11 protein-coding genes are annotated in these 14,706 nt (G+C 50.2%); 7 read left to right on the top strand and 4 right to left on the bottom strand.

The genetic code is table 11. From position 1 onward, the window contains the following. Positions 1-53 precede the first annotated feature (53 nt). Together ACMHLI_RS05495 and ACMHLI_RS05500 are read right to left on the bottom strand one after the other, a co-directional pair. Positions 54-944: a LysR substrate-binding domain-containing protein gene (locus ACMHLI_RS05495; RefSeq protein ID WP_413528566.1), complete on the bottom strand. Its 891-nt coding sequence runs from the start codon at positions 942-944 to the stop codon at positions 54-56. A 24-nt stretch (positions 945-968) separates the two neighbouring features. Then, a complete protein-coding gene (locus ACMHLI_RS05500; RefSeq protein WP_413528567.1) occupies positions 969-2,387 on the bottom strand; it encodes a PLP-dependent aminotransferase family protein in 1,419 nt (472 codons plus the stop codon). A gap of 168 nt (positions 2,388-2,555) precedes the next feature. Between ACMHLI_RS05500 and ACMHLI_RS05505 the strand changes: the two genes are divergently transcribed. Continuing rightward, a complete protein-coding gene (locus ACMHLI_RS05505) occupies positions 2,556-2,843 on the top strand; it encodes a DUF1127 domain-containing protein (protein ID WP_413528568.1) in 288 nt (95 codons plus the stop codon). A gap of 200 nt (positions 2,844-3,043) precedes the next feature. Here the strand turns inward: ACMHLI_RS05505 and metG are convergent, their stop codons facing one another. Continuing rightward, complete coding sequence (gene metG / locus ACMHLI_RS05510) at positions 3,044-5,077, bottom strand: methionine--tRNA ligase (RefSeq protein ID WP_413528569.1); 2,034 nt, start codon at positions 5,075-5,077, stop codon at positions 3,044-3,046. A gap of 163 nt (positions 5,078-5,240) precedes the next feature. On the opposite strand from metG, the gene apbC reads away from it, so the two are divergent. The 4 genes from apbC (at position 5,241) to asmA (ending at position 9,651) form a co-directional block, all read left to right on the top strand. Further along, entirely contained in the window at positions 5,241-6,353 is a 1,113-nt protein-coding gene (apbC, locus tag ACMHLI_RS05515; protein ID WP_413528570.1) for an iron-sulfur cluster carrier protein ApbC, read from the top strand. A gap of 146 nt (positions 6,354-6,499) precedes the next feature. Beyond that, positions 6,500-7,141, top strand: coding sequence for a uridine kinase (udk, locus tag ACMHLI_RS05520; protein ID WP_056769536.1), 642 nt, complete (start codon positions 6,500-6,502; stop codon positions 7,139-7,141). 33 nt (positions 7,142-7,174) lie between these two features. Beyond that, positions 7,175-7,756, top strand: coding sequence for a dCTP deaminase (gene dcd / locus ACMHLI_RS05525; protein ID WP_056769537.1), 582 nt, complete (start codon positions 7,175-7,177; stop codon positions 7,754-7,756). A 44-nt stretch (positions 7,757-7,800) separates the two neighbouring features. Continuing rightward, positions 7,801-9,651, top strand: coding sequence for an outer membrane assembly protein AsmA (gene asmA, locus ACMHLI_RS05530; protein WP_413528571.1), 1,851 nt, complete (start codon positions 7,801-7,803; stop codon positions 9,649-9,651). 70 nt (positions 9,652-9,721) lie between these two features. Here the strand turns inward: asmA and ACMHLI_RS05535 are convergent, their stop codons facing one another. Continuing rightward, entirely contained in the window at positions 9,722-11,311 is a 1,590-nt protein-coding gene (locus ACMHLI_RS05535) for a TerC family protein (RefSeq protein WP_413528572.1), read from the bottom strand. Between the two features lie 462 nt (positions 11,312-11,773). Between ACMHLI_RS05535 and galU the strand changes: the two genes are divergently transcribed. Further along, entirely contained in the window at positions 11,774-12,661 is an 888-nt protein-coding gene (galU, locus tag ACMHLI_RS05540) for a UTP--glucose-1-phosphate uridylyltransferase GalU (protein WP_413528573.1), read from the top strand. 955 nt (positions 12,662-13,616) lie between these two features. Continuing rightward, a complete protein-coding gene (gene wecA, locus ACMHLI_RS05545) occupies positions 13,617-14,654 on the top strand; it encodes a UDP-N-acetylglucosamine--undecaprenyl-phosphate N-acetylglucosaminephosphotransferase (RefSeq protein WP_413528574.1) in 1,038 nt (345 codons plus the stop codon). Positions 14,655-14,706 lie beyond the last annotated feature (52 nt).

Here is a 14,706-nt window from a genome sequence, read left to right on the forward strand (position 1 = left end):
AACATATAAGATTATTATTATTTTTAACTCCCCCCTTCGCAGGGGGCTAAGTTTCATGGTTTTTTCAGCCAGTTAATCACCTTATGCACCACCGGTTTAAGGAATCTGTCCTGCGGGGTGAGCATGTAGCATTTTCCGGCGGCAGTCAGCTTGCCCGGATGCGCAGCGACCAGTTGCCCGCTGTTGACGTAATCCTGCACCAGTCCTTCCCAGCCCAGCAAAATGCCGTCCCCCAGCACCGCAGACTGCACCAGAAACGGGTAGTTGTTGGCGCGCCAGGTGCGGCGGGGCGAGACGTGGCTGATATCCTGCGAGGCAAACCAGTCCCGCCAGCCGGTCCACTCACGTTGCGGATCATCCTGAATCAGCAACGTTTGCTCCAGCAAATCTTCCGCGCTGGCCTGTGGGGGAAGGCGGTTGAGGAATTCCGGTGAGCACATCGGATAACAGACTTCATCAAACAGTGCCTCAACGTGATAACCCGCAGGCGGTTCGCGCAGGTAGAAAATCGCCAGATCGAATTCTGAGGATTTCAGGTCGGAAAAGCTGTCGGAGATTTTCATGCGGATTTGTAAATCAGGCATCAGCTGGCGAAGTGCGGAAAGCCGCGACGAAAGCCAGAGCCCGCTCATCGCGCTGGTACAGGCGAGCGTCACCTGCGGCAGACCGTTCCAGCCCATGACTTCAGCAGTTGACTGCGAAATGTCGCCGAGCAGTTTGCGCACCTGTTGTGCATAGGTCTCTCCGCGCGGCGTCAGCGTCGTTTTGCGCTGCGCACGCTGAAAAAGCTTACAGCCGAGCATCTCTTCCAGCTGGATAATCTGGCGGCTGATGGCACTCTGCGTCAGGTTCAGCTCTTCGGCGGCGCGGGAAAAGCTGCAATAGCGCGCCACGCATTCAAACGCCACCAGCGTGTTCAGGGGCGGTAACGGTTCTATTTGCACGATGACAATCTCTCCGGGTGAGGTTTAGCAACTTTCCAGCATTTGCGACGCTAATATTCCCACACGCTGCACCGCGCGCTCGGTTTTGGCGGTCAGTGTCTGGGCGTAATTCATCCGCAGGCAATTGCGGTATTTCCCCGACGCGGAGAATATCGAGCCAATGGCGATTTGCACGTTATGTTCTTCCAGCAGACGATTTAACCGCAATGTATCGACGCGCTCATCAAGTTCGATCCACAGCAGAAAACCACCCTGAGGGCGACTGACGCGTGTACCGCACGGGAAATATTTCATCACCCAGTCGGTCATGGTGCATAAATTGCGCTGGTACTGATTGCGCATACGGCGCATGTGCACCAGGTAGTGCCCCTGTTTAATGAAGTCGGCAATAGCAATTTGCGGCAGCGTGGCGGATGCGCCAGTGGTGATGTATTTCATATGGATAGCGCGGTCGTGATAACGCCCCGGCGCAATCCAGCCGACGCGCAGGCCGGGCGCCAGCGTTTTAGAAAATGAACTGCACAGCAGCACCCGACCGTCTTCATCGAATGAGGTAATGGTGGCCGGGCGGGGATACTGATACGCCAGTTCGCCATAGACATCGTCCTCAATGATGGCGATATCGTAGCGCTGCGCCAGACGCAGCAGACCTTTTTTACGCTCGTCCGGCATGTTGTAGCCAAGCGGATTATTGCAGTTGGGCGTCAGCTGAATAGCCTTGATTGGCCACTGTTCCAGCGCCATTTCCAGCGCTTCCAGGCTGATGCCGGTGACCGGATCGGTAGGGATTTCCAGCGCTTTCATGCCGAAGCCTTTCAGGGTTTGCATCGCGCCGTGAAAACTCGGCGAATCCACCGCCACAATATCGCCGTGCTCGCACACCGACCGGATGGCAATCGACAGCGCTTCGTGACAGCCGGTGGTGATCAGAATATTACTGGCATCCATGTGGCTGCCGCTGTCGATCAGCAGACGGGCAATTTGTTCTCGTAAATCTTCCGAACCGTAGATGCTGTCGTAATGAAACGCGTTGAGATTCTGATGCTGACCCGCGCGACCCATCAGACGGCTGAGCGGTTTGAGGGTGGGCGCTGTAACGTCCGGCGAGCCGCGACCCAGCTGTACTACGCCCGGCCGGTGAGGAGAAGTGATGAGATCCAGTACCTGATCCCACTGGGATATCTCTACCGGGCGCTGCGCAGGGCGACAGCCGGAGGGCAGAGCGGCCTGGATGCGAGCACCTTTCACAAAATAACCGGATTTCGGGCGGGCTTCGACCAGCTGTTTTTCCTCCAGTACGCGATAAGCCTGCTGCACCGTACTCACACTGACGCCGTGTTCACTGCTCAGTACGCGCACCGATGGCAGGCGGATCCCGGCGGGATACAGGCCCTGCTCGATGCGGTCGCTCAATACGTTAGCCAGATTTTCATAACGATTCATTATCTTTTTCTCAACTCCTGCGCAAAGAAAACAGTACAGATGCAATCAATCTAACCCTGTATCTGTCATCTAATCCAGATCTGTATGGTTGAAATACTAAAAATCTGAATCTGTAATGTTTTGGCCGTTTATCCGATCCTGTTGTCAGGTCGTTAACAGGGGCAGAATATGAAAAATATCATTGAAGAACGTCAGTTTGCAGGCTGTGAAAACGTGGTTTGTGAACAGGTTACAGGTGCAACGAGCGTAGCGACGCTGCGTACGGCACAGATGCCAGTACAAAAAGCGGGATGGACGAAGAAAGTGTATGCCGCATTGTTTAGCTGGAATGAGCGTCGCGTCAGCCGCAAGATTTTGCATTCGCTGAGTGCGGATCAACTCAAAGATATCGGGCTGGCGAAATCGGATATCGACAGGGACTATCCACGCAGCGTATGGCCGAACTGGCCGAAGTGAAATACCCGTTATCTTTCGGGCGTCAGATGCGTTGGCTGCGCTCGTGCGCCCCGGTCACTTACTGATGTAAGCTCCCGGGGACTTTCTCACTTGCCGCCTTCCTGACACCCGAAATCTATAGGGTATTTGGAGCAAATATGTTTCAACAGTTATAAAAAAAGCCCGATGATTTCATCGGGCTTTTGTCAGTAAAAACGTTCTTACTTAACCTGCATACCAGGTTGTGCGCCGGAATCCGGGCTGAGCAGGAAGATGTCTTTCCCGCCTGGACCCGCGGCCATTACCATCCCTTCTGAGATACCAAAACGCATTTTACGCGGTGCGAGGTTCGCGACCATGATGGTCAGGCGGCCTTCCAGCAGTTTTGGATCTGGATACGCGGAGCGAATGCCGGAGAAAATCTGGCGGGTTTCGCCGCCCAAATCCAGTTGCAGACGCAGCAGTTTGTCGGAACCTTCCACGAAATCAGCGCTTTTGATCAGCGCGATACGCATGTCGACTTTTGCGAAATCATCAAAAGTGATGGTTTCCTGAATCGGGTCATCCGCCAGCGGACCGGTGACTACGGTTGCGTTCGCCGCTGCAATATCTTCTTTCGAGGCATCGACCATCGCAGCGACTTTATCCAGTTCGATACGATTAAACAGCGCTTTGAACGGATTCACCTGATGCGACAGCAACGGCTGTGCAATGGAATCCCAGCTCAGTTCAGTGTTAAGGAAGGCTTCTGTCCGCTCAGCCAGGGATGGCAGAACGGGTTTCAGATAAGTCATCAGCACTCGGAACAGGTTGATGCCCATTGAGCAAATCGCCTGCAGGTCAGCGTCGCGGCCTTCCTGTTTTGCAACAACCCACGGTGCCTGTTCGTCCACATAACGGTTAGCCAGATCGGCCAGCGCCATGATTTCACGGATGGCGCGGCCTGATTCGCGGCTGTCGTAGGCCTGCGCGATGCTTTCAGCGGCATCGGTGAAGGTTTTGTACAGCACTTCGTCAGCCAGCTTATCAGCCAGTTTGCCGTCAAAGCGTTTGGCGATAAAACCGGCATTACGGGACGCCAGATTCACCACTTTGTTGACGATGTCTGCATTCACGCGCTGCACGAAATCTTCCAGGTTCAGGTCGATATCGTCGATGCGTGAAGACAGTTTGGCGGTGTAGTAGTAACGCAGGCAGTCCGCATCCAGATGGTTCAGATAGGTACTGGCCTTGATGAACGTACCGCGCGATTTGGACATCTTCGCGCCGTTAACTGTCACGTAACCATGAACGAACAGATTGGTCGGTTTACGGAAATTACTGCCCTCAAGCATCGCCGGCCAGAACAGACTGTGGAAATAAACGATGTCTTTACCGATGAAGTGATACAGCTCGGTGGTGGAATCTTTTTTCCAGAACTCGTCGAAGTTCAGATCGCCGCGACGGTCGCACAGGTTTTTGAATGACCCCATATAGCCGATTGGCGCATCCAGCCAGACGTAGAAAAATTTGCCCGGCGCATCCGGAATTTCGAAACCGAAGTAAGGCGCATCGCGGGAGATATCCCATTGTTGCAGACCAGATTCGAACCATTCCTGCATTTTGTTCGCGACCTGTTCCTGTAAAGCACCGGAGCGGGTCCACGCCTGCAACATGGCGCTAAATTCTGGAAGGTCGAAGAAGTAGTGCTCGGACTCACGCATTACCGGCGTCGCGCCGGACACCACGGATTTCGGCTCGATCAGCTCAGTCGGGCTGTAGGTCGCGCCGCACACTTCGCAGTTATCGCCGTACTGGTCCGGTGATTTACATTTCGGGCAGGTGCCTTTGACGAAACGGTCCGGCAGAAACATGCCTTTCTCCGGATCGTACAGCTGAGAAATGGTGCGGTTCTTGATGAAGCCGTTTTCTTTCAGACGACCATAAATCAGCTCGGACAGCTCACGGTTTTCGTCACTGTGCGTGGAGTGATAGTTGTCGTAGCTGATGCCAAAGCCGGCGAAATCTTTCTGATGCTCCTGGCTCATTTCAGCAATCATCTCTTCCGGCTTAATACCGAGTTGCTGAGCTTTCAGCATGATCGGCGTGCCGTGCGCATCGTCCGCACAGATGAAGTGCACCTCATGGCCGCGCATTCGCTGGAAACGAACCCAGACGTCAGCCTGGATGTGCTCGAGCATGTGACCGAGATGGATGGATCCGTTGGCGTACGGAAGTGCACAGGTTACCAAAATTTTTTTCGCGACTTGAGCCATAGTAAGAGCTTGCTTTCTGTTGTTGAAATCAGGGGGATTGATGTTAACCGAAAGCGCCGCCCCTCGTAAACAAACGGGGGATCTCTGCATGAACCTTCTGTTATGCTATTTAAAGAATAAGTCGTTTAATAAATAGTCTGATAACCAGTTTCAAGGAGCCGGGATGACATCTCAATCCCCACAGCAGACCACCCCCGCGGGGCTGCGCGCACTAGTGACCGGCGTACTGGCCACCTTTCGTCATTCAACCCTGCAAAAAGATCTCAACGCCATTAAGGCATTGCATCATTGCGTGTTAATGGACGACGTTTTACATATTGACCTGACGCTGCCCTTCGCCTGGAAAAGCGGTTTTGAGATTTTGAAAGAGGAAACCAGTGGCGAACTGCTGCGCGTAACCGGTGCATCGGCGGTCCAGTGGACCCTGCGTCACGACATCGCCACCATGAAACGGGCGAATGAGCAGCCGGGAATTAAGGGTGTGCGCAATATTCTGGCGGTCAGTTCGGGCAAGGGCGGCGTCGGGAAATCCACGACGGCGGTGAATCTGGCACTGGCGCTGGTGGCCGAGGGCGGCAAAGTCGGGATTCTGGATGCCGATATTTACGGACCGTCGGTGCCGAATATGCTGGGTACTGAAGATGAGCGTCCGACGTCACCGGATGGCGTACATATGTCGCCGATTATGGCGCATGGCCTGGCGACCAACTCGATTGGTTATCTGGTCACTGATGAAAATGCCATGGTCTGGCGTGGTCCGATGGCCAGCAAAGCACTGATGCAGATGTTGCAGGATACGCTGTGGCCGGATCTGGATTATCTGGTGATCGACCTGCCGCCGGGCACCGGTGATATTCAGCTGACGCTGTCGCAAAACATTCCGGTAACCGGCGCTGTGGTTGTCACCACGCCGCAGGACATCGCGCTGCTCGATGCCATGAAGGGGATCGTGATGTTTGAGAAAGTGCATGTGCCGGTGCTGGGCATTATCGAAAACATGAGCATGCACGTGTGTAGCAATTGTGGCCATCACGAACCGATTTTCGGCACCGGTGGCGCACAGCGTCTGGCAGAGAAATATCGCTGTGAGCTGCTGGCGCAATTACCACTGCACATCTCGCTGCGTGAAGATTTGGATCGCGGCGAGCCGACGGTCGTTTCGAATCCTGAGAGCGAATTTACAACGATTTATCGTGAACTGGCGTCAAAAGTGGCGTCACAACTGTTCTGGAAAGGCGATGCAATTCCGACAGAAATCGCTTTCCGCGCAGTTTAATCTCTCAACTCAGCGATTTATTGCCCGATGTCAGCGATTACACAGCCTTAACGCTGGCATCAGGCAGTGTCTTGAACTTATAATTGCCGCGTTCAAAGCACATATCTGTGTTTGCCTTCCAACTTCCAAATCAGGTCTTTAATTTTATGTCTGACAAATTCCATCAGTGTGTCATCGTAGGTATCGCTGGCGCATCTGCTTCGGGAAAAAGCCTTATCGCCAGTACGTTATACCGTGAACTTCGTGATCAGGTAGGCGATGAGCACATCGGGGTGATCCCCGAAGATTGCTACTATAAAGACCAAAGCCATATGACCATGGAAGAGCGGGTCAAAACCAACTACGACCATCCGAGTGCGATGGATCACAATTTGCTGTTTCAGCACTTACAGGCGTTGAAATCAGGTCAGGCAATTGAACTGCCGAGCTACAGCTTTATTGAACATACCCGACTTGCCGAAACGGTGACGCTAAAACCGAAAAAAGTCATCATTCTTGAAGGGATCCTGCTGCTGACCGACGTGCGTCTGCGCCAGGAAATGAACTTCTCTATCTTCGTCGATACACCTCTTGATATTTGCCTTATGCGTCGCATGAAGCGTGATGTCAACGAACGGGGCCGTTCGATGGATTCAGTGATGGCGCAGTATCAGAAAACCGTCCGCCCGATGTTCCTGCAATTTATCGAACCTTCCAAACAATACGCAGACATCATTGTGCCGCGTGGCGGAAAAAACCGGATTGCGATTGATATTTTAAAGGCAAAAATCAGCCAGTTTTTCAATTAATCGCCATGCTGTAGAACACATACCGGAGAAACGATGAGACTTTGCGATCGAGATATAGAAGCCTGGCTGGACAGTGGCAAATTAGGGATTTCACCGCGTCCGCCTGTAGAACGTATTAACGGTGCTACAGTAGATGTGCGTCTGGGCAATGGCTTTCGCGTATTTCTCGGGCACAACGCCGGTTTTATCGATCTGAGTGGCCCGAAGGACGAAGTCAGCGCCTCTCTCGATAAAGTGATGAGTGATGAAATTGTTTTGCCAGAAGGTGAAGCATTCTTCCTGCATCCGGGTGAACTGGCGCTGGCGGTGACGTTTGAGACGGTTTCTATACCCGATGATCTGGTCGGCTGGCTGGACGGGCGCTCATCGCTGGCGCGTCTGGGATTAATGGTCCACGTCACGGCGCACCGCATCGATCCGGGCTGGCAGGGACGCATCGTGCTGGAGTTCTATAATTCCGGCAAATTGCCCTTAGCACTTCGTCCCGGCATGCTGATTGGCGCACTGAGTTTCGAGCCGTTATCCGGCCCGGCAGCGCGTCCTTATAACAGCCGCCAGGATGCGAAATATCGCGACCAGCAAAGTGCGGTTGCCAGCCGTATTGATGAAGACTGATTCAGCTTTTTTATCTGCAGGCAGGATAAAAACGTGAGGAAGGCATGAGAAGACTACTGACAACACTGGTGATTTTACTGGTGGTTATCATTGCCGGCATGACTTCGCTGGTGTTTCTGATTAACCCGAACGACTTCCGCCAATATATGGTGGAACGGGTTGAATTGAAAAGCGGCTATCAGCTGGCGATCAACGGCTCGCTGCGCTGGCATGTCTGGCCTCAGCTGAGCATTATCGCCGGACAAACTACGCTGACCGCGCCGGGTGCCAAAGCGCCGGTGGTCAGCGCCGAAAACATGCGGCTGGACGTCAAACTCTGGCCGCTGCTTTCTCATCAGCTCGCAGTGAAGCAGGTTCTGCTGAAAAATGCGGTCGTTCGTCTTACGCCAGATAGTGAAGAAAATCAGCCTGACGCGCCAGTCGCGCCCTCCACACCAACGCCTGTTGCGCCGGTAACGCCGACACTTGAGGCGAGCTGGAAATTTGATATCGATAAATTAAGCATTGTCGACAGTCTTCTTATCTGGCAACGCGGCGATGATGATGTCATCAACGTTCGCGATATCAACATGCAGATGGATAAAGATGCTAACCGGCAGGCAACTGTTCAGCTTTCAAGCCGCATTAACCGTAATCAGCGCGATCTCGCTTTCACGATGAAAGCTGAACTGGATATGCAGCATTATCCGCAGACCTTTGCAGCGAATATCAGCAAGTTTACCTATCAGCTAAACGGTGCAGATATTCCGGTTAAAGGCGTGCAGGGTAGCGGTGCAATGCAAGCCAGTTATCAGCGCGATACCGACACTATCAAACTTAGCCAGCTGGATTTAACCGCCAACGATAATCAGGTCTCTGGCACCGCCTCGGCCACACTCGGAGCTAGTCCGAATTATCAGCTGGATTTAACCGCTAATAAACTCGACCTCGATGCGCTCAGCGGCTGGCAGCCTAAAACCGAGGCAGAAACAACGGGAAATGCGCCTTCTGTGACATCCGCCCCGGTGATTGCCCGCGATGTTGACGATCAGCCGAACGGGCTGAGCAGCTTGAAAGCCTTTAATGCCAAACTGGCTTTGAAAGTCGCTGATTTAACTTACCGTGGTCTGAAGATCCAAAATCTGGCACTCAATGCAGAAAATCAGCAGGGTCAGGTCACCTTATCTACCTTTAGCGGCAATATGGGCAGCGGGAAATTCTCACTCCCGGGTGATATGGACGTGACCGGCAAACAGATTCAGGTGCACCTGGTGCCGGATGTGAACAAAATCGAGCTGGGTGATGTTCTGGCGGCCTATGATTTACCGAAAGCGCTGACCGGCAGTTTCTCCCTGAAAGGCGATGTTAACGGCAAAGGGCTTTCCGCTGCAGATTTCGCACGGCGCTGGCAGGGAGAAGGACAACTTTCCATGGATAATGCTCACCTGAATGGTATTAATATTCAGCAGCTTATTCAGCAGGCGGTTGCGCGCAGCAGCGACAAGGTACAGGGGCTCGAGCGCTACGATCACTATAGCCAGATTGATACGCTCAAAGCCGAAGGCAAACTTGCTGATGGCACGCTGACGCTGACTAATCTCGAGGGTCAGTCGCCGATGGTTACTGCGAAAGGGAACGGCAGCATCGACATGGCCGATCAGCAGGTGGATATGAACTTACTGATCCGCGTCACAGGTGGCTGGAAAGGTGACAGCAATCTGATTAATACGCTCAAAACGACGGACATTCCTTTGCGGGTTTACGGCCCGTGGGCGCAAATGGGTTACCAGTTGCAGGTTGATCAGGTACTGAGACGCACGCTGGAACAAAGCGCCCGCAGCGCACTTCAGAACTGGATTGATAAGCGTAAAGACAGTAAAGAAAAAGAAGATGTGCAAAAATTTCTGAATAAATAACCATTAAGCAGCGTCTTAGGAATAAAAACGGGTGCCTGAAGCAGGCACCCGTTTTCTTTTTGCAGTCGTATCAGACTTCGTAATCGTTATCCGATGCCGATTTGAGCGGGGTGACTTTCACTTTCAGAATGCGATGGCTGCTGACTTCCAGCGGTTCGAACAGATAGTCGTGGATGGTAATCTGCGCGCCCACCTGTGGGATGCTCTGCGTATGCTCCATCAACAGCCCGGCGAGCGTGTGGTATTCACGTTTCTCATCAACCGGCAGGGGGATGTACATCACTAAATCCTCAAGCGGCATATAGCCGTTGGCAATCCAGGTGCCATCTTCCAACTGCTGTATGTCATGGCGCGCATCTGGCGTTTCATCTGACTCCGGGAGGTTACCGGCGATCGTTTCCATAACATCTGTCAGCGTTACGATCCCTTCAACCGAACCAAACTCATCGACTACAAATGCAAAGTGCGTCTTTGCCTGACGGAACTGTTCCAGTGCCATCAACAGGGAAAGCTGCTCCGGGAAGATCAGCGGCTGACGTATCAGCGCTTTAAGATCTAATTCATTCTTCAGCAGTTGCTGTTTGAGCAAGTCCACAACGTGTACCACGCCCAACGGTTCGTCAGTCGAACTGTCTTCTGTCACCAGCATGCGGGTGTGCTGGTTATTGGCAATTTGCTGTGTCAGCACGTCCACCGGGTCATTCAATTCAAGGTTATCGACATCATGCCGCGAGGTCATGACACTGCTGACGGTACGTTGCCCAAGCCCGAGAACACGTTCAATCATATGGCGTTCCTGCTGATTGAAAATCGCATCCTCTTCATTAGCGCTGTCAGCAATCATGCTGGAGGAATGGGCATCCAGCTCGGCTTCTTCATGTTTACCGCGAAGAACGCGAAGTACCGTTTCTGCGGTACGCTCACGCAATGAACGGCGTGAAGATAAAAAGCGTCGGCGGTTGAACTGTGCCAGCTGGTTCAGTGCTTCGATAATCACCGAGAAACCAATAGCAGCGTAGAGATAACCTTTCGGGATCGCGTAACCAAAAGCTTCTGCGACCAGACTGAAGCCGATCATCAGCAGGAAGCTAAGACACAAAATCACGATCGTCGGATGTGCATTCACAAAGCGCGTAAGCGGCCGGCTTGCCAGCAACATCAGCCCGATGGCGATACAAACTGCGACCATCATGACGGCTAAATGATCGACCATCCCGACAGCGGTGATGACGGAGTCCAGCGAGAAGACGGCATCCAGTACCACAATTTGCGCGACTACCGCCCAGAATTTGGCTCCCGTATGCTGTTGGGTTTGCTCCTCATCCTTTCCTTCAAGCCGTTCGTTCAATTCCATGGTGGCTTTAAAGAGCAGGAAGACCCCGCCGGTCAGCATGATCATATCTCTGGCGCTGAATGCATGCCCGAGCACAGTAAGCAGGGGACGAGTCAGCGTAGATAGCCACGAAATACAGGCCAGCAGCAATAAACGCATCACCAGGGCGAGTAAAAGCCCGGTAACGCGCGCTTTATCACGCTGCTGGCGCGGAAGTTTCTCCGCCAAAATGGCGATAAAAATTAGATTGTCTATGCCCAGAACAATTTCGAGTACTACCAGGGTAGCCAGCCCGGCCCAAATCGACGGATCGGCGATCCATTCCATATTACGTTTTTCACCTATAGTTACACGGCGGTTGCCGCACGGTGAATAATGGGCGTCAGACACGGAAAATTCAAATCTAAAACAGCAGGGTACTTTAAGATAAGTTGAGCAAAGTGAGCTAAGGGAATCTATAAATATGAGTTATCAATCTGATTTGGAAAGCAGCAATTTGTGATGATAAAATCGTCGAACAGGTTCAACATTCCTAAATTTGAGTCTTTAGCTTACCGTTTGGTGCTGCTTACTGGTATCGTATTCACATAGACAGGCTATGTACTTGATGTTCTGAAGTACGCAGTATGGTTTCCCTAAACGAAACGACAGGGACTATACTCGGTAAAGAAAATTATCGTGCTCGGCAATAAGTTTGTATTTTCAATTTCAGTCTGGTGAACTCTCTGTGATTAATCACGTTAACCAACTGGATTTACACACAATAGGTTTCAAGGAGTATCCTTTACAATGTTAAAAGCTGTTATCCCTGTTGCCGGTCTGGGCACACGTATGTTACCAGCGACGAAAGCGATTCCAAAAGAAATGCTGCCAATCGTCGATAAGCCTCTGATCCAGTACATCGTTAATGAATGTGCTGCTGCGGGCATCAAAGAAATCATTCTGGTTACGCATTCCTCAAAAAATGCCATTGAAAACCACTTCGACACCTCCTTCGAATTGGAAAGCATGTTGGAAACACGCGTTAAGCGCCAGCTGCTTGAAGAAGTTCAGTCCATCTGTCCTAAGGGTGTGACGATAATGAACGTGCGTCAGGGGCAGTCAAAAGGCCTGGGCCACGCGGTTCTTTGCGCTAAACCTTTGATTGGTAATTCACCTTTTGCGGTTATTCTGCCAGACGTCCTGATGGATGATTCCACCAGCGATCTGCGCAAGGACAACCTTGCCGCTATGCTGACCCGTTTCAAAGAAACAGGTAACAGTCAGGTTATGGTTGAAGAAGTGCCGGAAGAAGACGTGTCTAAATACGGCGTTGTCGACTGTAATGGGGTTGAAGGTGAGCCTGGTAAAAGTACACCAATGACCGCAATCGTTGAAAAACCTGAGCGTAAAGATGCACCGTCTAACCTGGCGGTAGTAGGGCGTTATGTCTTCTCCGAAGATATCTGGCCACTGCTGGCAATCACCCCTTATGGTGCAGGCAACGAAATTCAGCTGACAGATGCTATTGCCCTGTTGATGAAGAAGAAAACCGTCGAAGCCTTCACGATGACCGGCCGTTCACATGACTGTGGTGACAAGCTGGGTTACATGAAAGCCTTTGTTGAGTATGGCGTACGTCATAACTCACAGGGTGAGGCTTTCAAAGCGTGGTTGAAAGAGTTTGCAGGCGAGTAATAGCGCTCAAGACCTGTTGTAAGGAAAGCACCATCTGGATGGTGCTTTTTTATAGCGGAAATTAGTGGTTATGCAATGAATACACTTGGTCAGAATGCCCCCCTAGGCAGCTTTATAAATATCGAATGATGCGCAGGAATAATAAATAACCGGCTACCCAGTTTATAAGTAATTATGTTTCTTACATTTAAATCGAATTCAAAAATGCCTTGTACGTTATCTAAGCAACGATGTCGTTAAAACATACATTTACCAACGAAAAATAGGATTAAGGCTGCGTTCTGCGGAGTATTGAGCTAGGCTATGTCAGTAATCCTCATGCTGGCCTATTTGTTCGAAAATCACACTCTTGATTGACGATTTTTAAGTAGCTGATCAGGTATTGTTGTGGAAAGATACGCATGCTCTCAAAAATTGTCTTGAATCATGTATGTAATTATTTAATATATGCTATTGAATAAATTATACAAAATTCTTCTGTTGAAATTTTTTGTCTTATCAGGAGAAGATATCGTCAACGCTTACAATCATAATTGACTTATGAGTTTCAACGTGCAGCCTGATTTTTAAGATGATTACATGTTACTATCAAAGATAAATAGGTTAAAAATTGCCAGTCGTGTTGGACGGGTTGATCGAGATAGTTGCCTGGTGTTGTGCATGGTTTACGATTTGTTTCAATTAGGTATGTCGGATAAGTGCATTGGTAGCTTGTGAGCCAAGGGCGGTAGCGTGGTTTTTAACCACTTGCGCCTGACCGCAAGCAACAAAATAGATAGGTTTTCTGTAAACATGGAAATTTTCTTAAGAACGATATTCGGTTAAGTTGAGAACATAATCTAAATAAATCTAAAATTGATTCAATTACTAAATTCTTAAAACTCACCGCTTAGTTAGCGTTATTAATAAAGCTTTAAATAATTTAAAACATTAATCGATTGAACATGGTGCGGTCATGCAAGAATATATTATAATATTTTTCAGTGCGTTAGCTTCATTATTTATTGCTCGTAAAATTGCGCGTCGTGTTGGGTTGGTAGACAAACCTAATGCGAGGAAACATCACAATGGGCATATTCCTCTGGTCGGGGGTGTTTCAATATACATATCTATTTGGATATTGTTTTTCTTGCAGCCTGATTGGTTCCCAAATTTTAGCTATTACATCATTTGTACCAGCTTGCTATTACTTGTCGGCGTCCTGGATGACCGTTACGATTTGCCTGTTACACCCCGTATAGCTTTGCAAGCATTTGTGGCCATAGTCATGATGTATAGTGGATTACATCTTGCTTCACTCGGTGATATTTTCCTGGGCTACCCGGTAGGTTTAGGTATTTTGGGATACGTAGTGACAATATTCGCCGTTATGTGTGCAATTAATGCTTTCAATATGGTCGATGGGATTGACGGATTGCTTGGTGCTTTATCTTGCGTCAGTTTTGCCTCGCTAGGCGTAGCCTTTTCACTACATAATAACTTTGAACTTGCGCAGTGGTGTATTTGCCTGACAATTGCCTGTATCCCTTATATCCTGCTGAACCTAGGCATCCCGTGGGGACGTAAATTTAAAGTTTTCATGGGGGATGCTGGAAGTACTTTGATCGGATTTACCGTTATCTGGTTAATTATTCTTGCAACGCAGGGGACTACAGCAATATTACATCCGGTTACTGCACTATGGATCATAGCTGTGCCACTTATGGATATGATCCGTGTGATGGTTTCGAGAGTTCGCAGGGGGGACAGTCCTTTTAAACCGGACCGTGAGCATTTACATCATATTCTTTTGAAATACGGATTCAGGCATACTACTGCATTGATAATAGTGTTAGCGATATCTATTTTATTTTCGGTAGTGGGTATTGTTGCTGATCTGAATAACTACAATCAATTAGCGGTTCTGATATTATTTATTTTATGCTTTGGTGCGTTTGTGTCGTTCATTAATAACTTGGCTAGACAGAGTTCACTTAAAGAAAGAAAGAATTAAGAGCGGGCTCGTCTTTTAGATTTTTAGATTTGATGTGTAAAGAGATACCTAA

This window comes from Rahnella inusitata, assembly GCF_965118895.1.
Taxonomy (GTDB): Bacteria; Pseudomonadota; Gammaproteobacteria; order Enterobacterales; family Enterobacteriaceae; genus Rahnella; species Rahnella inusitata_A.